Genomic DNA, 24,285 nt, shown 5'->3' with positions numbered 1-24,285 from the left:
ATGCACACCCAGCTCCGCCGCCGGTCAGCGGCGGTCGTCACCGCGGTCGCCCTCCTGGCGGGCTGCTCCGGGACCGCGCCAGGCTCCTCACCGGCCAAGAGCACCGCGACCGGTACCGTGCGCTACGCCGCGCCCGGCTCGCCCTCCAACGCCGTCACCGACCCGCACGGTCTGCTGCCCGGCGAGAGCGACGTCGTCAGGATGGCCCTGACCTACGACGTCCTCACCGTTCCCGGCGCCGACGGCTCCACCAAGCCGCGCCTGGCGACCGCGTGGCGGCCCGACGCCACCCTGACCAGGTGGCGCGTCACCATCCGCGGCGACGCCACCTTCTCCGACGGCCGCCCGGTCAGGGCCGCCGACGCGCTGTTCTCGCTGCGCAGGATGGGCAGGAAGGCGGCGGAGAACTTCGGGCGCATGGCCATGTTCGACCTCGACGCCTCCACGACGATCGACGACACCACCTTCGAGCTGGTGACCAGGAAGCCCTACGCCGAGGTCGGCAAGGCGCTGGAGGGCGCGACGTTCGTCGTGCCGGAGGGCAGCGACGACTTCGGCAAGCCGGTGCCGGGCTCCGGCCCGTTCCGTCCGACGGACAAGGGCGGCGCCCAAGCGGTGGTGTACGAGCGCAACGACGACTGGTGGGGCCCCAAGCCGCCCGCCAGCACCATCGAGGTACGCGCCGTGCCCGACCCGCAGGCACGCGCCCAGGCACTGCTGTCCGGCCAGGTCGACCTGGCCGGGGGAGTGCCCGCCACGCTGGCCAGGCAGCAGGAGGGCAACAGCGCGGTACGGCTGCTGCGCCGCCCGGGCGCCACCCTGTACCCGCTGGTCATGCGCCTGGACACCAAGCCGTTCGACGACCTGCGGGTACGCCAGGCCGTCCGGCTCGCCCTCGACCGGCAGCAGCTCCTGGACACCGTCTTCCTCGGCTACGGCGAGATCGGCAACGACCTCATCACCCCCAAGGACCCGACCAGCCCGGCGACCCTGCGCCAGCGCACCCGCGACCTCGCCCAGGCCAGGAAGCTGATGTCGGAGGCAGGGCTCGCGGACGGCGTCGACCTCACGCTGCACACCACCACCGCCTACCCGGGCATGGACAGCGCCGCCACGCTGATCGCCCAGCAGCTCGCCGAGATCGGGATGCGGGTGAAGGTGGCCGTGGAGCCGGCCGACACCTACTTCTCCGCCGTCTACGCCCGCAAACCCTTCTACCTCAGCTACCTGGGAGGCATCCCGTTCCTCGACGTGGTGCGGGTGGCGCTCACGCCCGGCTCCCCGACCAACGAGACGGCATGGCAGGACCGCACCTGGTCGGCGAAGCTCGGCAAGGCCCTGGCCGAGCCGGACGACACCGAGCGGCGCGCGCTCCTCGGTGACCTCCAGGCGGAGCTCCGCGACCAGGGCGGCTACGCGATCTGGGCGCTCAGCGACCGCCTTGACCTGGCAAGGGCCGGGCTGAGCGGCGTGCCCGAGGGGATCGGCTTCGCCTCGGCGTTCATCGACCAGGTGAGCCTGGACGGCTGAGGTGTCGCGAATGCCGTGGCCCGCCCGCGTGCCGGCCAGGGCTGTGCTGCTGATGGCCGCCGCCTCGGTGGTGATCTTCCTGTGCACGGCGGCGCTACCGGGTGACGCGGCGGACGTCCTCGGCGGCGGCCGTGCCGGGCCGGGGGAGCTGGCCCGGTTGCGGGCGGAGCAGGGGCTGGACCGTCCCCTCCACGTCCGCTACCTGGACTGGCTGGCGGGCGTGCTGACCGGCGATCCGGGAGTGTCGCTCATCACCGGCCGGCCGATCGGCGAGCTGGTCGCGCAGCGGGCCGGCGTGACGCTCACCCTGGCCGTGCTGGCGCTGGCCGTCGGCGTGCCCCTCACGGCGGCCCTGGCCTGGGCCGCCGTACGCGGGCCCGGGTGGCTGCGGCACCCGGCGAACGCCGTCATCGTGGCAGGGGCGGCGCTGCCCCAGGCCGTGGTGGCCGCCGCGCTGGTGGCCTGGCTGTCGGCGGGCTGGGGGCTGTTCCCGCCGGTCTCGATGCTGCCCGCCGGAGAGCCCGCCTGGAGCCGGCCCGATCTGCTCGCGCTTCCCGTGCTCACGCTCGCGCTCCCGATCGCCGCGTACGGCGCCGCCCTGCTCCGCGGGGCGATCGGGGACGTGGTGACCCGGCCCTACGTGCGTGACGCCGAGCTGCGCGGCCTGCCGCCCGCCACGATCGTGCTCCGGTACGTGCTGCCGATGATCGCGGCGCCCGCCACCCGGCTCCTCGCCGTCACCCTCGGCGGGCTGGTCGCGGGCACCGCCGTGGCGGAGACCCTGTTCGGGCTGGCCGGGCTGGGGGAGCTGCTGGTCACGGCCATCTCGACGAGGGACGTGCCGGTCGTCCAGAGCGTCGCCCTGCTGGCCGCCGCCGTCGTCGTGGCCGGCCTCACCGCCGCCGACGCCGCCGCCCCCGGCCGGCGTCGGGAAACGGCACGCCCATGAAGCACGCGAACGGCTCCACCGGGCCGACCCCGAACGCCCGCGCGGGGCAGAACGTCCGTGCCGGGAAGGACATTCGTGCTGGGCAGGACGTCCGTGCCGGGCAGAATGCCGGGGGACGGCGCCGCTCGCGTGCCGCGCTCGTCCTCGGGGCCTTGACCGGAGCCGTGCTCCTCGTAGCGCTCGGTGGCGGGACCGTCCTCCTCGACACGGCCGGCGGCGGGGCCGTGCTCCTCGACACGGCCGGCGGCGGGGCGGCGGGCGGGCACGACCCGGTCGCGATCGTCGCGCCGCCGTGGGCCGGGCCCGCGCCCGGCCTGCCGCTCGGCGCCGACGCGCTGGGCAGGGACGTGCTCGCCAGGGTGCTGGCCGGCGGCAGGGACCTGACCCTGACCGCGCTGGCCGCCGCGTCGACGGCCTCGGCCCTGGGGGTGGCCGGCGGGTTGTGGGTGGGATGGAGCCGCGGCCGGCTCGGGCGTACCGCGGCCGGGGCCGCCGACCTGCTGCTGGCCCTGCCCCTGCTGCTGCTCGCCCTGCTCGCGGTGGTGGCGCTGCCCGGCCCCGCGGCCGTGGTCGCCGGCACCGTGCTCGGCGGCACGCCGCTGACCCTGCGGGTGGTCGCCGACGCAACGGCCGCGGCCAGGCACGCCGGCTACGTGGAGGCGGCGCTGTCGCGCGGGGAGCGGGCCGGTGCCGTACTGCTGCGCGAGGTCCTGCCCGCGCACGCCGGGCTCGTCGGCGCGGACCTCGGCCAGCGGCTGGTGCTGGCCGTGCAGCTCGCCGCCGCCCTCAACGTCCTCGGCTTCGGACCGGCGCCGCCCGCGCCCGACTGGGCCGCCATGCTCCGCGAGAACCTCCAGGGCCTGGGGCTGAACGCCGCGGCGGCGATCGCGCCGGCGGTGGCCCTGGCGGTCCTGGCCGGCAGCGTGGCGGCATTCGCACACGTCCTCGCCACCCGGGACGGCCTCCCATGAGCGGCCGGGACGGGCTGACCGTTCGCGAGCTCACGGTCACCGACAGGGCGGGAACGGTGATCGTCGATCGGCTGAGCCTGCGGATCGCGCCCGGCGAGGTGCTCGCCCTGGTGGGACCGTCCGGGGCGGGCAAGACGACCGTGCTGCGGGCCGTGCTGGGCGCGCTGCCGCCCGGCCTGAGGCAGGTCAGCGGCCGGATCGAATGGCACGGCACCCCGATGCGGTCCCCGCGCCGCTGGCGGCGCCGCACCGTCGGCTTCCTCGGCCAGGACCCAGCCTCCGCGCTGCATCCCCTGCTGGACGCGCGGGCAGCCGTGCGCGAGGCCCTGACCGGGTCCGCGCGTGACGCGGGAGCGGCGGAGCGGGCGCTCGCCGAGGTGGGTCTGGACCCCGCCGTCCTCGGCCACCGCCGCCCACACCAGCTCTCGGGCGGGCAGGCGCAGCGCGTGGCGCTCGCCCGCGCCCTGGCGGCGGACCCAGAGCTGCTCGTGCTGGACGAACCCACCAGCGCGCTCGACCCGGCCGCGCTCGCCCTCGCCCTGGCGCGCGTACGGCGCCGCCGCGGCGACGGCCGCTCGGTGACCCTCGTCGTCTCCCACGACCGGGGCCTGGTGCGCGAACTGGCCGACCACGTCGTACGGCTCGGCCCCGGCGAGGGGACGGACCCGGCGCCCAGGACCGCGATCCCTCCCACGGTGATCGCAGGCGAGCCGGTGCTGGAGGTGCGCGGGATGACGATCTCGCAGCCGCCAGGCGGGACACCGATGCTGTCGGACGTGCACCTCGCGATCCGGGCAGGGGAGGCCGTGGCGCTGCTCGGGCCGTCCGGCTCGGGCAAGAGCACGCTGTTGCGCGCGCTCGCCGGACTGCACCCCGCCGAACAAGGCCAGGCCACGGTGGCCGGGCGGCCGCTGCCCTGGCCGGTGATCGAGCGGAGCCCGGCCGCCGTGCGGACGCTGGCCCTGGTCGGGCAGAACCCCCTCGACGTGCTCAACCCGGCCCGCACCGTCGGCGCGGCACTCGCCCGCCCGCTGCGCACCCTGCGCGGGCTGCCTCGCCGGACCGCCCGCGCAGGGGCACTCCGGCTGCTGGCCACCGTCGGCCTCCCGGAGGACCTGGCACATCGCTACCCGGCCGCGCTCTCCGGCGGGCAACGCCAGCGGGTCGCGCTCGCCCGGGCACTCGCGGGAGAGCCCGCCGTGCTGCTGGCCGACGAGATCACCGCCGCCCTCGACACCCGGACCGCCGCCCAGGTCCTCGACCTCATCGACACGCTGCGCCACGAGACCGGCCTCGCCGTCCTCGCGGTCACCCACGACCCGGCCGTCGCCGCCCGCGCCGACCGCGTGCTCCGTACGGAAGACGGCCGGCTGCATCCCCATTCCCGTTCCCCCGACGATGACCGGAGGCCAGCCCTTGACGCCCCATGAACCTCTGCTCGCCCACCCCTGGATCGCCCGCGTGGACCCGGCCGGAACGGGCGGGCTCGTCGTCACCGCCGACCCCGCGGCGACGGCGGTGCGGCACGAGCCGGGACGCCTGCCCGTCCTCGGTGACCTGGTGGCGGAGCACCTCGAACACTGGGGAGAGGTCTACGACTGGACCTACAGCTCCGGCGAGGGCGCACACCGCCCCGACCTCGACCTGTCCGGCTGGCGCGCCACCGGCACCGGCCGCCCGCTGCCCGCCGATCACATGGCCGAGTGGGCCGACCGCACCGCCGAGCTCGTCCTGCGGCACCAGCCGTCCCGCCTGCTCGAACTCGGCTGCGGAACCGGCATGCTGCTGCACCGCCTCCACCCCCACCTCAAGGGCTACGTGGGGACCGACCTCTCCGAGCACGTCGTGACCCGGCTGAACGGGCTCGGCCTGGACGGCGTCACGGTCGTACGGGCGGCCGCCCACGAGATCAACGGCGGCACCGTGCGCGCCGCCCTGGCCCGGCTCGGCGAGCGGCCCGACTGCGTGCTCCTCAACTCCGTCACCCAGTGCTTCCCCAGCGTGGAGTACCTGGCGGCCGTGCTCCACGACGCCATCGGCCTCGTGGCCCCGGCGGGAACCGTCGTCGTCGGGGACGTACGCCACTCCGGGCTGCTCGACGAGCACTACAGCAGGCTCGAACCCGGTTCGGCGGACCGGGCCGCCGCCGACACCGAGCTGCTGTTCGACCCCGCGACCCTCGCCGCGGTGGCCGCGAGCGCGGGCCGGCGGCTCACCGTCAGCCTGTTCGCCAAGACGCTCACGGCGGACACGGAGCTGACCCGGTACCGGTTCGACGCCGTGCTGCACGTCGAGCCGCCGCAGAGCCCGCCCGCCGCGATCCGCCGGTGGGACGAGCTCGGGCCCGGCCCGATGGCCGCCCTGGCCCGCCAGGGCGGTCCGGTCCGCCTGACCGGTGTTCCCAACGGCCTGTTCGAGCCCGGCGCGCCGACCGGGGCGAGCCTGCGGGCCGCACTGGCGGGAACGGGCGGCGCGGTGCTGCTCGACCCGGACGACCCCATGCGGCTGCAGGTCGCGATCCCGGCCGCGGCGGCCGCCACGCCCCCCGACGCGCTGGCGGGAGTGGGCCGGCCGCACGAGCCGCTCGGCGCGTTCGCCCGGGCCCGGCTGAGCGAGGTGGCCCGCCGCGAGCTGAGGCGGGCCGGGCTGCCGATCCCGGAGCACCTGACGGCACGGATCCCCAGCGGCCCGGGACACGACGCCGTCAGCGTGACCCGCGAGGCGGCCGACGCCGACCGCGCCGGACGCCTCGCGCTCGCGCGCATGATTCCCGCCGGGCGAGGGCGGGCCCCCGAGCCGGTGCCCGACTCCGCGCTCACGCACCTGCCCCACGCCGTCCGGCGCTTCGACGAGATCGCGCTGCGGGCGCTGACCCGGCTGATCGCCGGCGTGGCGCCCGCCGGCCGGCCCAGGACGGCCGGGCAGATCATGGCGGCGCTCGGCGTGGCCTCCCGGCACGAGTGGATCGTCCGGCGCTGGCTGCAGGTGCTGACCACCGAAGGGACCGTGCGCCGCGACCCAGGCGGCCGGTTCGACGCCGCCGCCCTGGACACCGCGGCTCCGGACGACACGGCAGGGCTGGATCGTGCCTGCGCCGAGCTGGGCTACCCCGGACAGATGGCGATCTTCTACCGCACCGCTCTCGCCCGCCTCCCCGAACTGCTCCGGGACGAGATCATGGCGCAGGCACTGCTGTTCCCGGACGGGGACCTGCTCACCTCGCTCAGCAAGGACCAGCACAACGTCAGCAACACCTACCTGAACGCCGCCATGGGACACCTGGTGGCGCGGGCCGCCGCCACCCGTACCGGGCCCTTGCGCGTGGTCGAGCTCGGCGGAGGCGCGGGCGGCAGCACCGCCGCGGCGCTGGACGGGCTCGGCGGCGCACCGGCGGACTACCTCTTCACCGACGTGTCCAGATTCTTCACGATGTCGGCCGAGGACCGGTTCGGCGACCGGCTCCGCTACGCCCTGCTGGACATCAACGCCGACCTCGTGGCCCAGGGAGCCGTACCAGGCGGCGCCGACGTGGTGATCGCCGCCAACGTGCTGCACTGCGCCCGCCACGCGGGGCGATCCCTGCGCTGGATCAGGGAGCTGCTGGCCCCCGGCGGGCTGCTGGTGGTCACCGAGGCGATCCGCGAGCACTACCTGGTGCTCGCCACCATGCAGTTCCTGCTGTCGGCCAGGGAGGGGGAGCCGCAGCTCGGCGCCGGCGACCGTCGCGGCGGCACGGGCCGGGTGTTCCTCACCGGGAGGGAGCTTCCCGCGGAGCTGGCGGAGGCCGGGCTGCGCCCGATCCTGGAGCTGCCGCGGGCCGGATCCCCGCTGGTCGCGCCCGCCCAGCACCTGTTCGTGGCGACGAGGCTCTGAAGCCCCGGTACGGCGGGCGCGCGGCCCGCCGTACCGGCCGGCGGGGGATCAGCCCGGCGCCACCGGCAGGCCCGCACGGAACAGCTCCTGCTCCAGCCAGACCGCCGCCCGCACCCCGTCGGCCGCGCTCGGCCCCACCAGCGTCACCGGGTCCGGCACCGCCTTCAGGTGGGCCGCGTCCCCGGCCGCGTAGACGCCCGGCACGCTGGTCCTGCCGTACTCGTCGACCTCGACGCAGCCGTCGGGCAGCAGCGTGCAGCCGAGCTGGACCGCCAGGTCGGTGTTGGGCCTGGTGGGCGCGCGATGGTAGACCGCCTCGCGCGCCAGCGCCGTCCCGTCCGCGAAGCTCAGGGTCAGCGCGTCCGGCTCGCCCTCGATGCCCGCCAGCGGGGTCTCGATCACCTGGACGCCGCGGGCCTTGACAGCCGCTGCCACCGGCTCGGGCAGGGCGCTCGGGCCGTTCGTGCACAGCACCACGTCGTGGCTGTACCGGTCGGCCACGTAGGCGGCCAGCATCGCCTCGAAGCCGTTGCCGATGACGGCGAGCACCTTCCCGTTCGTCTCGTAGCCGTGGCAGAAGGGGCAGTGGAACACGCTCGTGCCCCACCGTTCGGCCAGCCCCGGGATCGCGGCGGGCTCGTCGGTCAGCCCGCTCGCCAGCACCAGCCGGGAGGCCTCCACCCGCTCGCCGTCCTCCAGGGACAGCCGGAACCTGCCGGACTCGCCCTCCGCCGAGCTGACGCGCCCCTGCCTGAGCTCGGCCGTCGGATAGGCGCTCACCTCCGCGCGGCCGTCGGCCAGCAGCTTCGCGGGGGAGCCGCCGTCCCGGCCGAGGAACATGTGCATCTCCGCCGCCGGCGCGTTGCGTGGCCGGCCCGCGTCCACCAGCAGGACCCGGCGGCGCTGCCGTCCCAGCACCAGGGCCGCGCTGAGCCCGGCGGGACCGCCGCCGACCACGACCACCTCGTACATCACGCGCCTCCTCTGTCGATGACGTACATGCCGAGCTCGGCCGGGCCGGTGCGGTGATGCACCAGGCCGTGCGGGCCGAGCTCCTCCTTGAGCCGCCGCTCGTCCAGCACCCACCAGTCGTAGCGGGTCTCCAGCTCGCCGGCCGGCCGGTCGTCCTGGTAGGTGCGGTAGGTCATGTGCCAGGTGATCAGGTCAGGGCCGGCGGGCTCGGCCCGGCCCCAGCCCTCGTACCGGCGCCGCCCGATCCGTACCTCGGCGAACCTGGACTCCGGCACCGCCGCCGGCTCGGCGGGCGGCTGCAGGTTCAGCACCGCCCGGCCGCCGGGAACGAGCCGGTCGGCGAGCATCTTCCAGGCCGCCTGCCGCCCGGCCGGGTCGAAGTGGCCGAGGACGTTCATCGCGACGACGGCGCCCAGCCGGGACGGCAGCGCCGCCGCGAGGAGGTGCTCGGGCAGCACCGTCACCCGCTCGCGCAGCTCCCCGGCCTCGCCCACCCTGGCCAGCAGGATGGACCGCAGCGCCATCGACGGCTCGACGGCCACGATCTCCGCTCCGGGCGCCGCCTTCGCGATCACCCGGGTGCCGTGCCCTCCGCCGGCGCCCACGTCCACGATCGGATCGGTGATCCCGCGCAGGGCCGCCGCGAGCGGCGGGCCCAGTCCTGCCCAGTGCGGCGCGAGCATCAGGTCGACGAATTCCGCGGATCGCTCGTATTCGTCCGCCACGCTCATCCTCTCGCAAATTTGATAATCATTACCATTTCGGGAGCCTAAGGATGGCAGGGAGGAGTCGTCAAGACGCCGAGTCCACTCAGGAGCCCGCGACACGCGCCTTCGTGGCAGGGGCGGCGGCGCGCCGCCAGGCGGCGTCGCGCAGCAGCCGCAGCCCGTTGAGGCCGACGATGACGGTGGAGCCCTCGTGCCCGGCCACGCCGAGCGGCAGCGGCAGCTCCCCGAACAGGTCCCAGGCCACCAGAACGGCGATGAAGGTGCCCGCGATGGCCAGGTTCGCGATGACCAGCCGGCGGGCGCGCCGGGCCAGTGCGAGCACGGCGGGGACGGCGTTCAGCTCGTCGCGGGTGATGACCGCGTCGGCCGCGTCGAGGGTGAGATCGGCGCCGGCGCGGCCCATGGCGATCCCGGCGTCGGCGGTGGCCAGGGCGGGCGCGTCGTTCACGCCGTCGCCCACCAGCGCCACCCGCGCCTGGCCCTCCTGCAGCTCGCGTACCGCGCGCACCTTGTCCTCGGGCAGCAGCCCCGCCCGTACGTCGGCGATCCCGGCCTGGCCCGCCACCAGGGCGGCCGCGCGCGGGTTGTCGCCGGTCAGCAGGACGGGAGCGGTCCCGGTCAGTCCGGTCAGCCGCGCGACCGCTCCGGCGGCCCCGGCGCGCATGCGGTCGGCCAGGCCGAGCACCGCCACGGGGGAGCCGCCCAGCAGCATCAGCACGGCGCTGTGCCCGCCCTCCTCGAGCTCGGCCACCACCGCGCGGACGTCGGCCGGCGCGCTCTTGTCCAGCACCCGGACGGGACTGCCGATCTCGACCAGGTGACCGTCGACCCGGGCGCGTACGCCGCGCCCTGGCAGGGCGGTGAACCCGGTGGCGGCGGGCAGCGGCACGCCCCTGTCGCGGGCGGCGGCGACGATGGCGCGGCCCAGCGGATGTTCCGAGCCCTGCTCGGCCGCCGCCGCCAGGGCGAGCAGCCGGTCGGCCGCCTCGCCCCCGGCGACGGGCAGGGGGTGGAGCCGGGCCAGGTGCGGGCGGCCCTCGGTCAGGGTGCCGGTCTTGTCGAAGGCGACGCGGGTGACGTCGGCCAGCTGTTCCATCACCACGGCGGACTTGACCAGCACGCCGTGGCGGCCGGCGGTGGCGATGGCGGCCAGCAGCGGCGGCATCGTGGCCAGCACCACGGCGCACGGCGAGGCCACGATCATGAACGTCATGGCCCGCAGCAGGCTGTCCTGTACCGGCGTTCCCCACAGCAGGGGCAGCACGAACAGGGCGAGAGTGGCCGCCACCATGATGACCGAGTAGCGCTGCTCGACCTTCTCGATGAACAGCTGCGTGCGTGCCTTCGTGGCGCCGGCCTGCTCGACCATCGCCACGATCCGGGCGATCACCGTCTCCGACGCGGGCCGGGTGACCCGCACGCGCAGCGCGCCGGTGCCGTTCACCGTGCCCGCGAACACCTCGTCGCCCGCCTGCTTGTCCACCGGCAGGCCCTCGCCGGTGATGGTGGCCTGGTCGACGTCGCTCGCCCCGGCCAGCACGTGGCCGTCGGCGCCGATGCGCTCGCCCGGCCGTACCAGGATGACGTCCCCGACCCGCAGGCCGGCGGCGGCCACGACCTCCTCCCCGCCGCCCTCGCCGAGGCGGGTGGCCTGGTCGGGGGCCAGGTCCAGCAGGCTGCGCACGGAGTCCTCGGTGCGTTTGGTGGCCACCGCCTCCAGCGCGCCGGAGGTGGCGAAGATGACGATCAGCAGCGCGCCGTCGAAGACCTGCCCGATCGCCGCCGCCCCGATCGCCGCGGCGACCATCAGGAGGTCGACGTCCAGCGTCCTGTCGCGCAGTGCCTTCACCCCGGCCAGGCCGGGCTCCCACCCGCCGGCGGCGTAGCAGGCCAGATACAGCGTCCACCACAGCCAGGCCGGCGCGCCGGCGACCTGGGCCAGGCCGCCGGCGGCGAAGAGCGCGGTGGCCGCCATCGCCCAGCGCACCTCCGGCAGGGAGCCTGCCCCGGCCCGCCACCAGCGGGCCGCCGGGGGTGGGGCGGGGATGGACGTCGTCAGCTCCAGGGTCACCGAAGCATCGTATATGCGCACACATGCAGATACGCAAATAGCGAGGTTCGCGGATATGCTGGGCCCATGCACACCTCGCTGCCCGACTTCGACATGCCGAACGAGGAACAGGTGCACCTGGCCGCCGAGTCGTTCCGGCTCCTGTCCGACCCCACGCGCATCAAGATCCTCTGGGCGCTGCTGCAAGGGGAGTCGTCGGTCGCCTGCCTCGCCGAGCTCGCCGACGCCGCTCCCGCCGCCGTCAGCCAGCACCTGGCCAAGCTGCGGCTGGCCGGCCTGGTCAAAGGGCGCCGCGAGGGGACCTTCGTGTACTACAGCGCCGCGGACGAGCACGTGCGCCGGCTGCTCACGGAGGGCCTGTACCACGCCGATCACCTCGACCGTGACGAGAGCGGCCGGGCGTCAGCCTGACCGCTCAAGAGTCGGGCCGGGGCTGCCGGTCAGGCGTTGTACCCGCCGTGAGCGTCCAGCACGGCGCCCGTGACGTACGACGCGGCAGGGCTCGCCAGGAAGGCGATCGCCGCGGCGATCTCGCGGGGGTCACCCATGCGCTGCAGCGACAGCGAGCTGAGCAGGGCCTTGAGGGTCTCGGGGTCCGGCGTTTCCATCCCGCCCTCCATCAGCCCGGCCTCCACGACGTTGGCGGTGATCCCGCGGGGGCCGAGGTCCCGGGCGACGCCCATGGTGTACCGCTCGATGCCTGACTTGGTCGCCGCGTAGTCGGCGACACCCGGCACGCCGACCCGGGAGCCCAGCCCGGAGCTCACCGTGATGATGCGGCCGTCCGCGCGCAGCACCCGGGAGGCGGCCCGGATGACGGCGATCACGCCGAGGTAGTTGGTGGCGTGCATCCGGTCCAGCGCGGCGGTGTCCACGTCAGGGTCGTCCACCGTACCGCTCGCCGAGATCGCCGCGTTGTTGACGAGGATGTCGAGACCGCCGAAGCGGGCGACCACGTCGTCGATCAGCGCCGGCGCCCGGCTCGTGTCCGCCTGGTCGGACTTGAAGGCGACGGCCTCGGCTCCGAGACCGCGTACCTCCTCGACGACGGCCTTCGCCTGCCCGTCGGAGCTGACGTAGGTGAACGCGACGTCGGCGCCCTGCTCTGCCAGCACCCGTACGGTCGCGGCTCCCAGTCCACGGGACCCTCCGGTGACCAGAGCGACCTTGCCCGTGAGTGGCTTGTTCATTTCTTCCCCCATCTTGCTGATTGGCCCGATTGGCTGTCGTAACGCTAACTGTTACGACACTATGTCGCAACTTTTGTTGTTACGACTGGCGATGTCGTAACATGAAGCGTTACGGCAGGGGGGATGAGAGTTCGTGAGCGCCAACAGCAGGTTGACCATCGCCGCGCACGCGCTGGCCTGGATCGGCCTCTACCAGCGCCAGGGCCACGAGGTCGCCACCTCCGAGCAGATCGCGACCAGCGCGAACACCAACCCCGTGGTCATCAGGCGGCTCCTCGGCGAGCTGCGCAGGGCGGGGCTCGTGGAGTCGCGGCGGGGCGTGGGCGCGGGCTGGTCACTGGCGCGTGAGCTCGGGTCGATCACCCTGCTCGACGTGTACGAGGCGGTCGAACCCGGTCCGCTGTTCGCCATGCACCGCACCGCCCCCGACCAGGGCTGCGTGGTCGGGTACGGCATCCAGCCGGCGATGCAGGGCGTCTACGAGGGCATCGAGAAGACCCTGAGGGGCGAGCTCGCCCGCGTCACGCTGGAGGACGTACTCCGCGACGTTCTCGCCGCGCCTCGCCAGGGGCACCGGTAGCCGGTGCGTCAGTCATTTGACGCAGAGACGTGGTCGGGGCGGTTCATGGCGTCCCGGAGGGCGGCTCGGGTGGTGACGCCCAGCTTGGGGAAGATCCGGTACAGATGGGAGCTGACCGTACGGGGTGACAGGTGCAGCCGTGCGCCGATCTCCTTGTTGGTGAGGCCGCTGGCGGCGAGGTCGGCGATTCGCCGTTCCTGCCAGGTCAGCGACAGGTGAGAAGCGGAGACCAGGGGTGTCGCTCCGTCGATCCGCAGTTCGGCGGAAGCTCGCTCGGCCCATGAGGTGGCGCCGAGCCGTTCGAAGGTCTCGGCGGCGTGGGCGAGGATGGGCCGGGCGGCGATGCGTTCGCGGGCGTGGCGCAGGCGGATCCCGTGGGCCAGCTGGATCCGTGCCGTTTCGAACGGGAACCGGGCGGCTGCCGGATGGGAGGTGGCGCGTGCGAACATTTCGGCGGCCTCTCCCTCGGAGCTCGCGGTCATCGCGAGCGCGCCGTAGCAGGTCAGGGCGAGGCGGGGGGTGAGGTCGGCGAAGCCGGCGTCGCGGGCGGCCAGAGCGTGGCGGCGGGCCTCCTCGGTGCGGCCGGTGTGCAGGGCGGCCTCGACGAGGTCGAGGAGGGATCGTGACGCCGGGCCGCAGTAGGGCCGGAACGTCCCCGGTGTCGTGATGTCGACGGAGTGCCGGTACGCGGCCTCGTAGTCACCCGCGCTCAGCGCGGCCGTCACGGCGATGGAGTCGGCGAGGTTGGTGATGAAGCCGACTCCGCGCGGCCTGGCCCAGGCGTCGGCCTCCGCGCGTAGTTCGAGGGCCTGGGCGATCTGGCCGCGCAGCGCCGCGAGCTGCGCCAGGTGGGCGCGGGTCTGGTGGGCGAGCAGATGACGGCCGTGCTCGATCTCCAGGGCCAGAGCCCGTTCCCCGGTCTGCACCGCGGCGTCCCAGTCGCCGGACCCGATCTGGTCCAGCAGGATCATCTGCAGCATGAGCATGCCGCTGAAGGCGGTGCCGGTCGCCAGCTCGCGGTCCGCGACGCGCTCCAGATGAGGCCGGTACTGGCTGAGGATGTCGAGGTGGTAGGCCGCTGTAGCCAGGCGGGTGACGTCCCAGGGCTCCCGGTCGCGCAGGTTCGCCGCGGTCCGCTCCAGGGGCCCGGCCCAGCCGCGTCCGTGCAGGATCACGTCGCTCCAGGTGTTGCTGTAGATCTGGGTCTGCTCGGTGACGAGGTGGCCGAGGGACGCGAGGGTCTTGTGAGCCTCGGTCCACAGAACGGGGTCGGCGGCGTACTGGCTGATGGCGAGCAGGAGGACCTGCAGCCGGGTGAGGGTCTCGGTGGGCTCGCCGTTCAGGCCCTCGATCGCCGCCATCACCTGCCGGTGGGCGGAGCGCACGTCACCGTCCTCGAAGAACGCCTGGTGGATGGCGTTGACGGCGGCGTCAGGACCGGAGGTGAGATGCACCGGGGGGAGCGCGCTGCCGGGCCGGGCCGCGTATCCGGAGAGGAACGTCGCGTAGCTGAGCCGCCGGGCCCGTTCCTCGGCGTCCTGGCTCAGCTCGGCGGCGCGGGTCAGCCAGCCGACGGCGGCGATGGCGCCGCCACGGCGGATCGCCGAATCGGCCGCGGCCTCCAGCGCCCGGGCGACCTCCTCGTCGGGGGCGACGCAGGCCGCCGCCAGGTGGATCGCACGCCGTTCGAGGTCGTCCCGGTGGACGTCCGCGAGTGCGCGATGGGCCGCCCGGCACTGCTCGGGGGTCGCCATCCGCACGACACTCGACCGGACCAGCGGATGCCGGAAGGTGACGTCCCCGGTGATCGGCTCGGCGGTCAGCAGGCCGCACGCCACCGCCTCGTCGACGTTCCGCATCCGGTGGCGCGGCTTCGGCCTGTCGTCGCCCGGCCGGGAGCCGACACCGTCGAGCGCGCCCATCAGCAGTTCCGCACGGGCCGCGTCGCTGAGCGCGGCGATGCGGGAGCCGTACAGGTGGTGCAGCGTGCGCGGCAGCCCCGCGTCGCCGGCCAGGGACGGCAGTTCCAGCAGCGCCAGGGGGTTGCCGAGAGCCTGGTCCAGCACCCATTGGCGTACCCGCTCGTCCAGGGACGGGTGGTGCCGGTCGAGCAGGCGCACCGCGTCCTCGTCGGTGAGCGGGCCGACCGAGATCTCGGGCAGCACCGCGCTGTCGAACCGGGAGACGACCTCGTCCCGGACGGCGACCAGCAGTTTCACCGGGATACTCCCGATCCGGCGCCCGACGAAGCCGAAGACGTCGGCGCTGGAATCGTCGAGCCACTGGCCGTCGTCGAGGGTCACCAGCACGGGACGTCGCGTGGCGAGGTCCGACAGCAGTTCGAGCACCGTGATGCCGAGCGTCATCACCGAGGGAGCGTCGCCGGGCCGCCGTCCGGTGATCACGTCGAGCGCCACGCGGATGTCGTCGTTCAGGGGGAGCAACTGGTAGAGCAACTGGTGCAGCCCGGAGTAGGGGAGTTCGGACTCGGCCTCGACCCCGGTGATCCGGCTCACGAGGTGACCGTCCCGGACGGCCAGCTCCGCCGCCTCCTCGAGCAGGGCGCTCTTGCCGACTCCCGCCTCGCCCCGCACGACGAGCACCCGGCCGGCGGTGGACTCCACCAGGCCGGAGATCGCCGCCCGCTCACGATCCCTGCCGATGATCACTTCGCTCACTCCCCGCTTCTCCTCCGTGGCGTGCCCGGTGAACAGCTTCGCCCGGCCGGAGGCCCAGAGCCCCAGGGGGTGACCCTGGCCCGCTCTCCCGGGGGTACGGGGGTTTGCCCCGGGCTCGGCACGGGTCTGCGGCTCTGGCCGCAGTGCGAGGTGCCCGGCACGGGGGAGTCATCGACGTCACCCGGTTCACCGGGCATCGGTCACCTGACTCCAGATCGTTGCGGCGCCGTCTGACTCACCGTCAGATGACCGATGTGCGCGATCGGGACGTGGTCGAAGGTGGTTCAGGAGGTCACCCGGCGCGCTCCCCGCCGCTGACCCGCTGTCCCACGGGAAGGCGGAAACACCGCTCTCCCTGCCCCCTTTTGGAGATCTTGTGCGTATTTTCGACGTCGTCGTCATCGGCGCCGGACCGGTCGGTGAGAACGTGGCCGGCAGGACGGCCGCCGCCGGCCTGAACACCGTCATCGTGGAAGCCGAACTGGTCGGCGGAGAATGCTCCTACTGGGCGTGCGAACCCAGCAAGGCACTGCTCCGGCCGGTGCTGCTGCACGCCGAGGCGCGCGGCATGCCCGGCCTCGACCCTGGACCGCTGGACGTCCAGGCCGTCCTGCGGCACCGCGACCGGATGTCCGGTGACTGGAACGACCAGTCCCAGGTGCAATGGCTGGAGCAGGCGGGCATCACCCTGATCCGCGGGCACGGACGGCTGTCCGGGCCACGGACCGTGGAGGTGACGGGTGCCGACGGCGCCGTCCTGCGGCTGTCGGCCCGGCACGCCGTGGCCATCTGCACCGGGACCCGCGCCGCCCTCCCGCCGCTGCCGGACCTCGCCGCCCTGCGGCCCTGGACCAGCCGCGAAGCCACCAGCGCCACCCAGGTCCCACCGCGGCTGGCCATCGTCGGCGGGGGCGTCGTCGCCGTGGAGATGGCCACCGCCTGGCAGGCCCTCGGCTCGCAGGTCACCCTCCTCGTCCGGGAGTCCGGGCTGCTTGCCCGGATGGAACGTTTCGCCGCGGACCTGGTCACCGACGCGCTCCGTGCCTCGGGCGTCGACGTGCGGTTCGACACGACCGTCACCGCCGCGACCCGCGGTGCCGACGTCCGCCTCGAACTGTCCGGCGGGGAGGTGCTCCACGCCGACGAACTCCTGCTGGCGACCGGCCGCGCCCCTCGCACCGACGACCTCGGCCTGGAGACCGTCGGCCTGCGCCCCGGTGCCTGGCTGCCGAGCGACGACACCTACACCGTGCCCGGCGTCACCGGGGACTGGCTGTACGCCGTCGGCGACGTCAACCAGCGCGCCCTCCTCACCCACCAGGGCAAGTACCAGGCGAGGATCGCCGGCGCGGTCATCGCCGACCGCGCCCGCAACCAACCCCTCGACCGCGGCCCGTGGGGCCGCCACACCGGGACTGCCGACCACGCCGCCGTCCCCCAGGTCCTCTTCACCGACCCCGAGATCGCCTCCGTCGGTCTCACCACCGACGACGCCGCCCGCCTGGGCCGCGACGTCGACATCGTCGACTACGACCTCGGCCTCGTCGCCGGTGCCCACCAGCACAGCCCCGGATATCGGGGCCGCGCCCGCATCCTCCTCGACCCCGGACGCGGCACCGTCGTGGGCGCCACCTTCGCCGGCCGGGGTGTCGCCGAACTCCTCCAGTCCGCGACATTCGCGATCACCGGCGAGATCCCGCTCGACCGCCTCTGGCATGCCGTCCCGGCGTTCCCCACGCTCAGCGAGGTCTGGCTCCGGCTCCTCGAAACCTACCGGGACACCCCCGCGTCCCTGCGCAGCGGGCGCTGAGGCCGATCATCGAGAAAGGAGAGCACGACCATGGAGTGGTTCTTCGCGTCCTGGGCCTTCATGGCCTATCTGAGCGGACCGTTCGACACGACAGGCCCGTACGAGATCGAACGGAACCGGTACGAGCCTCCTGGACCCGCCGACAAATGGCTGATCGACATCGCCTACGAGACGGCCGCCGCCGAGACCCGCTGCACGAGATGCGGCGCGCCCCTGGACCGTCCCCGTCTCCGGGCGGACGCCTGGCCCGTCCGGGTCACCTCCCGCTGCCGGAGCAGTGCCCGCCACCGCCACCGCGCCGACGTCTCCCGCACCGCCGACGGCCTCCGCACCAACCCTCTCATCCGTGCCTAGCCGCAGCCCTGCACGATGGCCGGCGCGCTCTGACGATCATCGTCTAGCGGTCCAGGAGGGCGCCGTCCCGGTGCAGGGCGGTGGCGAGCTGGCGGCGGGAGGTGATGCCGAGCTTGCCGAAGACGTTGCGCAGATGCCACTCGACGGTGCGGGCGCTGAGGAACAGCTGGGCGCCGATCTCCTGATTCGTGAGACCGGCGGACGCGAGGCGGACGATCAGCGTCTCCTGAGCGGTGAGCGTGCTCTCGCTCTCCTCCGCGCCCTGCCGGACCCGTTCGCCGGTCGCCAGCAGCTCGCGGCGGGCGCGTTCGGCGAACGCCCTCATCCCCAGCTCGCTGAACAGCTCGTGGGCGATCTTCAGCTGGTGGCGGGCGTCCACCCGGCGGTTGACCCGGCGAAGCCACTCGCCGTAGAGCAGGTGCGCCCGGCCCAGTTCGGGGCGCAGCGGAGTCCGGCCGAGCCGGTCGACGGCCTCCAGATAGTACTGCTCCGCGACGTCGCCGCCGCTGAGCAGCGCGCGCGAGCGGGCCTCCAGGCCGAGCCCCACCTCGGTGCCGCCGGCCGACGTCGACTCAGCCAGCCGGGCGAGGGCCGCCTCGGCGACCCCGGTGTTCCCGGTACGGGCGGCGGCTTCGACCAGTTCGGGCAGCGACCACAGCGCGATGAACAGATCGGAGGAGCTCTCACTGGACGCGACGGCGGCGGCCAGTGCCTCGCCGTAGCGGCCGAGCCCGTTGTAGAGGACCGCTGCCACCCAGTTCGCGTACGTGACGCTCGCGCCCTGGCCGGTCACCTCCACCTCGGCGATCATCGAGTGGATGAGCGGGACGGCCTTGTCCTCGTCGCCGCGCAGGCAGGCGAGGATCGTCGGGCCGAAGGCGGCCGCGGGTGCGCCGGTCACCTCGCAGATCGTCTCGGCCTCGGCGAACATGGCCGCGGCCGCCGAGAACTCGCCCGACCAGGTGGTCACGGTCCCCAGCGTGGCCAGCACGATGGGCAGCAGGTCGAACGCCCCCACCGTCCTGAGCACCTTGAGCTCCCGTTCGAGCAGGAAGCGCCAGTTGGTGAAGTCCCAGCTGCCGACGGCGGCGGCGTGCGCGAACCAGCCCCAGCGCAGTACCTGGTCGGGGGTGAGGCAGGCGTCGACGATCGCGCTGACCGCTCTGCGCATGACCGGCGCCGCGCCGGCCGGGCCCTCCACGATCACCCGCGCCAGCGCGTCGAGGACGAGTTCGGCCTCATCCGGGTGCGCCGACACGGGCAGCCTGCGGGCGGCCTGGGACACGTCCGCCAGGCTTCCGCCGATCGCGAGATCGCCCGCGAACATCGCGGCCATCCAGGCCTTCAGGTAGGTCTCGCGAGCCAGGTCGAGGTCGAGCGGTTCGAGCCGCCTGGCCGCCTTCAGCAGCAGCGGCGGACCCTCGCTGCCCAGCCCGGAGGCGAAGGCGACATTTCCCTGCAGCAGGTCCGCGCGGGCGCTCTGCAGTTCCGTCAGCGGCTCCGCCCGCACCATGGCGAGCAGTTCGAGCACGCGGTCGTAGGAGCCGGCCTGCAGGTTGGCGTGAGCGGCCGCGAGCATGTGGTCGGCCCGGCGCGCCGGGTCGACGGTCAGGGCGGCGGCCTGCTCCAGGAACGCCGCCGCCGCGTTGGGTCCGCCGCGGGCTTGCGCCCTGCTCGCGGAGCGCTCGAGGTCGGCCGCGGCGTCCTCGTCGGGCCCCTCCGTCGACTGCGCCCGATGCCAGGCCCGGCGATCCGGATCGGCGACGGGATCGGTCGCCTCCGCCAGCGCGCGATGCACCGCGCGCCGCTGCTCGGCCGTCGCCGACCGGTAGGCGGCCCTGCGGAGCAGCGGATGCCGGAAGCTGATCCGCTGCCCGAAATCGGCGAGCCCTGACGCTGTCGCGGGCCGGGCCGCCACATGCGGAATGCCCAGGAGGCCGGCGGCCCGCCAGATCAGCTTCGCATCGCCCGAAGGCTCGGCCGAAGCCAGGCAGATCAGCAGCTTGGTGTCACCGGGCAGGGCATCCAGCTGCCGGGCGAAACTCTCCTCGATCCGTCCCGACAGCGGCGCCGTGCCCGGGAAACCGAAACCGCCGGCCAGCTCCTCCCGGGACATCGTCCGCGGCAGCTCCAGCAGTGCCAGCGGATTGCCCCGCGTCTCGGCCACGATCTGATCGCGTACCCGCGCGTCGAGCGGCCCGCTCAGCGCGGAGGAGAGCAGTTCGTGCGCATGCTGATCGGCCAGCCCGTCGAGGCGCAGCTCACGAACGCCGGCCACCTCGTCGGTCGGAGTCCGCGTCCCGAACACGATGCCGATCGGGTCGGCCCCGAGCCTGCGCGCGACGAAGCCGAGTGCCTGCGCCGACGCCCGATCCAGCCAGTGCAGGTCATCCACCACGCACAGCAGCGGCCGCTCTCTGGAGACCTCCGACAGCAGGCTGAGGACGGCCATCCCCACCATGAACCGCGCCGGTGGCGGACCCTCCGCCAGCCCGAACGCGGTCCGCAGGGCCAGCAGCTGTGGCCGGGGCAGCACCTCCACCCGCTTCAGCAACGGGCCGCACAGCTGGTGCAGCCCGGCGAAGGCCAGCTCCATCTCCGACTGCATGCCCGACACCCGCAGCACGCTGAACCCGCGCGCCTGGGCGGCGACATCGTTGAGCAGTGCCGTCTTGCCGAGCCCCGCGTCCCCGCTCAGGACGAGAGCCCGCCCCTCACCCGTGCGGACGGCCTCGAGAAACCCGGTGAGCGCCTCCCGTTCGACGACCCGGTTGACCAGCTCGACGGGTGCGTCTTGCAGGCTCGGCACCACGACCACATCCTTTCACCAGCGCGGATAATGCCACGAGCGCCAAGGGCTCAGCAATTTCCCGCCGCTGGCCGGGATCCAGGGAGGGCCTCGCGTGGTGAGGGTGGTTCATGCGGGCCGGGGGCAGCCCGCTCCGTCACACGTCGGGACGGATGTTGTGGTTGAGCCGGAACAGGTTGGCCGGGTCGACCCGACGCTTCAGCGAGACCAGCTCGCGGTAGACCTCCGGCCGGTAACCCCGCTCGACGCCGTCGACGTCGGACATGAAGCTGAGCAGGCTGTATCCGGTGCACCAGGGCCGCAGCCGCTCGATCGCCGCGGCCTGCGCCGCGTCGATCTCCTCGGCGCCGGCCGTCCCGCCGATGTTGGCCATGAAGAGGGTGAAGGCGGCGGCCCGGTACGAGATCGCGTTCGGCACCCTGGGCTGACGCGCGAACGCGCCGCCGAGGTGCCGCACCTCCAGCAGATCCGGGGGAGCCACCGCCGCCTCCGCGACGGCGAGCAGGGCGTCGACCGTCTCGGCGGTCAGCTCGCGCAGGAGCCCGCCCCGCTCCTGGACGGCGGCCGGGTCGACCGGGTCGGAGTGGATGGAGGCGCAGTCGGCGTACGGCATCTCGCGTACCAGGTCCATGATCGGCGTCGCGACGGCGCGCAGCGGCTCGACCAGGGCGGCGCCGCGCTCCGCAGGGTCGGTGCAGGAGATGCGGACGCTGACGACCTGCTGCCCGCGCAGCGGCTCCGGCAGGACCGGCGCGTCCGGCAGCCGCAGCAGCGCGACGGAGGACGACATGGTCTCCGGTACGGTCTCCACCCATTCGCGGTAGGCGTTCAGCACGGTGCGGGCGCTTCCAGCCGGGAAGATGAGCGAGCCCCCGTACAGGGTGGTCACCGGGAAGAGCGCGATCTCGACGGCCGTGACGATGCCGAAGTTGCCCTTCCCGCCGCGCAGGCCGAAGAACAGCTCAGGGTCACTGCCGGCGGTGACGGTGCGCAACTCGCCGTCGGCGGTCACCACCTGGATCCGGTTGACGTGGTCGGCGGCGTACCCGTGGGCCCGGCCGAGCGTGGGGCTGTGCCCGCCGGCCAGCACGAAGCCGACGACACCCACGCCGGGGCTGGCTCCGTTCAGCGGCGCGAGCCCGTACTTGGTGATCTCGGCGACGGCCTGCCCCCAGAGCACTCCCGCCTCGATCCGGGCGGTGCGTGCCCCGGCGTCCACGGTGACCTCCTGCAAGGCCCGGGTGCTCACCAGCACCGCGTCCGGCCCGATCGGCACCGGCTGCACCGCGTGCCCGGTGGCCATGGCGGCGATCGGCGCGTTCCTGGCCGCCGCCAGCCGTACCGCGGCCTGGACGTCGCGCGCCGAGGCCGCGGCTATGACCACGCCCGGCCGGACGTCGGCTCTCAGGTTGAAGGTACGGGTCTCGGCGGCGTACCCGTCGTCCCCGGGCAGCAGCGCCCGGTCCCGCAGCTCGGCGGGCAGGTCGTTCCGGTCGAAGTTCGAGGGACCGGTGGACGGCCGCTGGTCGTGCATGAAAGTGCTCCTGAGGTAGGGAATGGGGAGAAGCCCGGGTCAATCCCGGTTCAACACCGGTTCGTCGTAGACCTTGGTCACCTCGACGTCCAGCACGGTGGACACCCGGGCGAACGACCAGTAGTAACCGGCCACCTGCAGCACCTCGACCAGCTCGCGCTCGCTGAGGTGCCGCAGCACCTCGCGCAGCAGCTCGTCGGAGACGCGCGGCCGCTGCACCACCTCGGCGGTGAAGCGGAGCAGCGCGCGGTCGTAGGGGGACAGCCCGGGGTCGTCGAGCCGCCGGGCGCCGATGAGTGCCCGGGTCCGCTCGTCGACCCCGGCGGCCCGCGCCATGGGGACATGCTGGGCCGTGACGAAGCTGCTCTCGGTGTACTCGGCCACGGTGAGGATCACCAGCTCGCGTGAACGGGCCGGCAGCTCCAGCGAGGAGAACTGCGCGGCCGCGAGCTGGACGAACGGCTTCACCGTGCCCGCCGAGTGGGACAACATCCTGACCATCGGGTCGGGCGGCAGGGTGGTGAGGAACTCGCGGACGTCGTCCGGGAACGACGCCGGGTCCGGATCGGTCAGGCGGGGCATGACGTGCTCCTCTCGTTTCAGCGGGTCTCGTCCGGGCCGACGCTGAAGCCCGTCTCGCTCAGGTGCCGGAAGCGGCCGTCCTCGGCGAGGGTGCCGAAGACGGCGACCTCCCGGTGCTGGGTGGAGCCGTCCGCCAGCGTGATGCGGAAGACGTGCCGCTCGGCGTAGGCGGCACCGTCACGCAGCTCGTCGAGCACGGTCACCGTGCCGCCGGTGATCTGGCTGCGGGTACGGGCGACCATCTCCGCGAATTCGTCGCGGTTCAGCGTCTTCCCGTCGCTGCGGTGGGTGTAGTCGGGGGCGTAGTACCGGTCGAGGACCTGGCGCAGCTCGACGGCGGGCTCGGGTTCGAAGACCAGGGCCCGGAGGGCTTCACTGATACGGGCGTGACTCATCGCGTGGAGACTCCTTTGGGGCGGGGGTCGTTGATCGGCCGTGTCCCGGGCCGTGCGGGCGGCAGGGCGGAGAAACGCGGGTCAGGGTCGGATGTCGTACACCCGATGGGCCGGGTCCTCCGCGGCCAGTTTCCAGGTGCGCAGGCCGGCCTCGCTCGCGATGCTCCGCAGGGTGTCCTCGCCGGCGTGGTTGCCCAGGGTGTGCGGCCCCTTCTGGGCCACCGCGCCGGGCAGGCACAACGTCGCCGACGTGGCGGTGAAGGACCGGCCGATCGTGGTGATGTTGTCCTGGGGCGCCGCGGCGGCGTTCGGCTCGACCACCATGCAGGCGCCGCCGTCGGCCAGTGCCTGGGCGGCCCGCCGGAACGCGGCGCCGGGGTCACCGAGGTCGTGCAGGCAGTCGAAGAAGGTGATCAGACCGTAGCCGCCCCCGGGGAAGTCGTCCGCGGCCGCCACCTCGAAGGTCACCCGATCCGCCAGCCCTTGCTCCTGAGCCGTACGGCGCGCCCGCTCGACAGAGGGGGCGTGGAAGTCGAAGCCGTGAAAGCGTGAGTTCGGGAACGCCCGCGCCATGAGCAGCGTGCTGTGGCCGAAGCCGCAGCCCACGTCGGCGACGAGCATGCCCCGCTCCAGCCCCGCCACGACCCCGTCCAGGGCGGGCAGCCACTCCGGCACCAGGGCCGCCGCGTATCCGGGGCGGAAGAACGCGGCCACCCCCTCGTACAGTGCCGGCCCGTGCTCCCCCCAGCCCACGCCTTCACCGGTGCGGTAGGCGTCCACGAGCGCGTCCTCGGTGGCGTACAGCGACTGCAGCATGGTGAACGCCCCGGCCGAGTACGTCGGCGCGTCCTGGTCAGCGAGCACGGCGGCGTGCTCATCGGGGAGCAGGTACGTGTCCGTGCCGGGCGCGTAGTGCACGTATTGCCCCGCTACCTGGGCGGCCAGCCACTCCCGGACGTAGCGCTCGTCGAGGCCGGTGCGTGCGGCGAGGCCGGGTGAGGTCAGCGGGCCGGCTCCGGCCATCGCCTCGTAGAGCCCGAGCCGGGCGCCGATCGACGTGCACAGGCCGGCGAAGGCGGCACCGCTGTCGATCATCACGCGCTCCAGGAACGCCATCACCTGGTCCTGGTCGAGCGCCTTTCCCATGATTCCCCCGAAAACACTTACTCTGCACCAATTCGGCCGCCATGCGGAGCGCAACAGCCGCCCGTGGTGATTCAATCTAAGCGCGCCGCATCGACGGCATCTATACGAACGGT

At 73.8% G+C, this 24,285-nt stretch carries 19 protein-coding genes; 9 read left to right on the top strand and 10 right to left on the bottom strand.

The features are described from left to right. The 5 genes from HD593_RS32045 to HD593_RS32025 are packed head-to-tail and all read left to right on the top strand — an operon-like array spanning position 1 to position 7,323. Complete coding sequence (locus HD593_RS32045) at positions 1–1,530, top strand: ABC transporter substrate-binding protein (protein ID WP_185105695.1); 1,530 nt, start codon at positions 1–3, stop codon at positions 1,528–1,530. Positions 1,531–1,540: 10 nt separating this feature from the next. Further along, the gene (locus HD593_RS32040; protein WP_185105694.1) at positions 1,541–2,479 is read left to right on the top strand and encodes an ABC transporter permease; all 939 of its coding nucleotides are present in this window, start codon (positions 1,541–1,543) and stop codon (positions 2,477–2,479) included. Continuing rightward, positions 2,476–3,450: an ABC transporter permease subunit gene (locus HD593_RS32035; RefSeq protein ID WP_185105693.1), complete on the top strand. Its 975-nt coding sequence runs from the start codon at positions 2,476–2,478 to the stop codon at positions 3,448–3,450. The genes HD593_RS32040 and HD593_RS32035 overlap by 4 nt, the downstream gene beginning before the upstream one ends. Continuing rightward, positions 3,447–4,880: an ABC transporter ATP-binding protein gene (locus HD593_RS32030; protein WP_185105692.1), complete on the top strand. Its 1,434-nt coding sequence runs from the start codon at positions 3,447–3,449 to the stop codon at positions 4,878–4,880. The genes HD593_RS32035 and HD593_RS32030 overlap by 4 nt, the downstream gene beginning before the upstream one ends. After that, positions 4,867–7,323 (top strand): class I SAM-dependent methyltransferase, encoded by a 2,457-nt coding sequence (locus HD593_RS32025; protein ID WP_185105691.1) that lies wholly within the window; start codon positions 4,867–4,869, stop codon positions 7,321–7,323. Before HD593_RS32030 ends, HD593_RS32025 begins: the two co-directional genes overlap by 14 nt. 48 nt (positions 7,324–7,371) lie before the next feature. On the opposite strand, the gene HD593_RS32020 is transcribed toward HD593_RS32025, so the two are convergent. From HD593_RS32020 to HD593_RS32010, 3 genes are all read right to left on the bottom strand, one after another. Further along, positions 7,372–8,295 carry an NAD(P)/FAD-dependent oxidoreductase gene (locus HD593_RS32020; protein ID WP_185105690.1) on the bottom strand — a complete coding sequence of 308 codons (924 nt, stop codon included), beginning with the start codon at positions 8,293–8,295 and terminating at the stop codon, positions 7,372–7,374. Next, a complete protein-coding gene (locus tag HD593_RS32015) occupies positions 8,295–9,020 on the bottom strand; it encodes a class I SAM-dependent methyltransferase (protein ID WP_185105689.1) in 726 nt (241 codons plus the stop codon). The genes HD593_RS32020 and HD593_RS32015 overlap by 1 nt, the downstream gene beginning before the upstream one ends. 85 nt (positions 9,021–9,105) lie before the next feature. Continuing rightward, entirely contained in the window at positions 9,106–11,094 is a 1,989-nt protein-coding gene (locus tag HD593_RS32010; RefSeq protein WP_379478816.1) for a heavy metal translocating P-type ATPase, read from the bottom strand. A gap of 66 nt (positions 11,095–11,160) precedes the next feature. Between HD593_RS32010 and HD593_RS32005 the strand changes: the two genes are divergently transcribed. Then, positions 11,161–11,505 (top strand): ArsR/SmtB family transcription factor, encoded by a 345-nt coding sequence (locus HD593_RS32005; protein WP_185105688.1) that lies wholly within the window; start codon positions 11,161–11,163, stop codon positions 11,503–11,505. Positions 11,506–11,534: 29 nt separating this feature from the next. Here the strand turns inward: HD593_RS32005 and HD593_RS32000 are convergent, their stop codons facing one another. After that, positions 11,535–12,284 (bottom strand): SDR family NAD(P)-dependent oxidoreductase, encoded by a 750-nt coding sequence (locus tag HD593_RS32000; RefSeq protein WP_185105687.1) that lies wholly within the window; start codon positions 12,282–12,284, stop codon positions 11,535–11,537. Between the two features lie 133 nt (positions 12,285–12,417). On the opposite strand from HD593_RS32000, the gene HD593_RS31995 reads away from it, so the two are divergent. Further along, entirely contained in the window at positions 12,418–12,864 is a 447-nt protein-coding gene (locus tag HD593_RS31995; protein WP_185105686.1) for an Rrf2 family transcriptional regulator, read from the top strand. An 8-nt stretch (positions 12,865–12,872) separates the two neighbouring features. Here HD593_RS31995 and HD593_RS31990 read toward each other — a convergent pair whose 3' ends face one another. Further along, on the bottom strand, positions 12,873–15,542 hold the full coding sequence (locus HD593_RS31990; protein WP_221525099.1) for an ATP-binding protein: 2,670 nt from the start codon (positions 15,540–15,542) through the stop codon (positions 12,873–12,875). Positions 15,543–15,918: 376 nt separating this feature from the next. Here HD593_RS31990 and HD593_RS31985 point away from each other — a divergent pair, with 376 nt between their 5' ends. Both HD593_RS31985 and HD593_RS31980 read left to right on the top strand, forming a co-directional pair. Beyond that, complete coding sequence (locus tag HD593_RS31985) at positions 15,919–17,352, top strand: dihydrolipoyl dehydrogenase family protein (protein WP_185105685.1); 1,434 nt, start codon at positions 15,919–15,921, stop codon at positions 17,350–17,352. Between the two features lie 30 nt (positions 17,353–17,382). After that, entirely contained in the window at positions 17,383–17,706 is a 324-nt protein-coding gene (locus HD593_RS31980) for a hypothetical protein (protein ID WP_185105684.1), read from the top strand. Between the two features lie 43 nt (positions 17,707–17,749). On the opposite strand, the gene HD593_RS31975 is transcribed toward HD593_RS31980, so the two are convergent. The 5 genes from HD593_RS31975 to HD593_RS31955 all read right to left on the bottom strand — a co-directional run bounded on the left by HD593_RS31975 (position 17,750) and on the right by HD593_RS31955 (position 24,172). Beyond that, on the bottom strand, positions 17,750–20,515 hold the full coding sequence (locus HD593_RS31975) for an ATP-binding protein (protein WP_221525098.1): 2,766 nt from the start codon (positions 20,513–20,515) through the stop codon (positions 17,750–17,752). A gap of 136 nt (positions 20,516–20,651) precedes the next feature. Continuing rightward, entirely contained in the window at positions 20,652–22,049 is a 1,398-nt protein-coding gene (locus HD593_RS31970; protein WP_185105683.1) for an FAD-binding oxidoreductase, read from the bottom strand. A gap of 39 nt (positions 22,050–22,088) precedes the next feature. Then, entirely contained in the window at positions 22,089–22,631 is a 543-nt protein-coding gene (locus HD593_RS31965; RefSeq protein WP_185105682.1) for a carboxymuconolactone decarboxylase family protein, read from the bottom strand. A 17-nt stretch (positions 22,632–22,648) separates the two neighbouring features. Beyond that, the gene (locus tag HD593_RS31960; protein WP_185105681.1) at positions 22,649–23,026 is read right to left on the bottom strand and encodes a nuclear transport factor 2 family protein; all 378 of its coding nucleotides are present in this window, start codon (positions 23,024–23,026) and stop codon (positions 22,649–22,651) included. A gap of 81 nt (positions 23,027–23,107) precedes the next feature. Next, a complete protein-coding gene (locus HD593_RS31955) occupies positions 23,108–24,172 on the bottom strand; it encodes a class I SAM-dependent methyltransferase (RefSeq protein ID WP_185105680.1) in 1,065 nt (354 codons plus the stop codon). Between the last annotated feature and the right edge of the window lie 113 nt (positions 24,173–24,285).

The organism is Nonomuraea rubra (assembly GCF_014207985.1).
Lineage (GTDB): Bacteria > Actinomycetota > Actinomycetes > Streptosporangiales > Streptosporangiaceae > Nonomuraea > Nonomuraea rubra.
This window is presented reverse-complemented; position numbering and strand designations above follow the sequence as displayed.

What these genes read in the sequence shown, in the direction of transcription:
- HD593_RS32045 (WP_185105695.1), top strand. Translation starts at nt 1, where the DNA reads ATGCACACCCAGCTCCGCCGCCGGTCAGCGGCGGTCGTCACCGCGGTC.
- HD593_RS32040 (WP_185105694.1), top strand. Translation starts at nt 1,541, where the DNA reads ATGCCGTGGCCCGCCCGCGTGCCGGCCAGGGCTGTGCTGCTGATGGCC.
- HD593_RS32035 (WP_185105693.1), top strand. Translation starts at nt 2,476, where the DNA reads ATGAAGCACGCGAACGGCTCCACCGGGCCGACCCCGAACGCCCGCGCG.
- HD593_RS32030 (WP_185105692.1), top strand. Translation starts at nt 3,447, where the DNA reads ATGAGCGGCCGGGACGGGCTGACCGTTCGCGAGCTCACGGTCACCGAC.
- HD593_RS32020 (WP_185105690.1), bottom strand. Translation starts at nt 8,295, where the DNA reads ATGTACGAGGTGGTCGTGGTCGGCGGCGGTCCCGCCGGGCTCAGCGCG.
- HD593_RS32005 (WP_185105688.1), top strand. Translation starts at nt 11,161, where the DNA reads ATGCACACCTCGCTGCCCGACTTCGACATGCCGAACGAGGAACAGGTG.
- HD593_RS32000 (WP_185105687.1), bottom strand. Translation starts at nt 12,284, where the DNA reads ATGAACAAGCCACTCACGGGCAAGGTCGCTCTGGTCACCGGAGGGTCC.
- HD593_RS31980 (WP_185105684.1), top strand. Translation starts at nt 17,383, where the DNA reads ATGGAGTGGTTCTTCGCGTCCTGGGCCTTCATGGCCTATCTGAGCGGA.
- HD593_RS31970 (WP_185105683.1), bottom strand. Translation starts at nt 22,049, where the DNA reads ATGCACGACCAGCGGCCGTCCACCGGTCCCTCGAACTTCGACCGGAAC.
- HD593_RS31965 (WP_185105682.1), bottom strand. Translation starts at nt 22,631, where the DNA reads ATGCCCCGCCTGACCGATCCGGACCCGGCGTCGTTCCCGGACGACGTC.
- HD593_RS31960 (WP_185105681.1), bottom strand. Translation starts at nt 23,026, where the DNA reads ATGAGTCACGCCCGTATCAGTGAAGCCCTCCGGGCCCTGGTCTTCGAA.
- HD593_RS31955 (WP_185105680.1), bottom strand. Translation starts at nt 24,172, where the DNA reads ATGGGAAAGGCGCTCGACCAGGACCAGGTGATGGCGTTCCTGGAGCGC.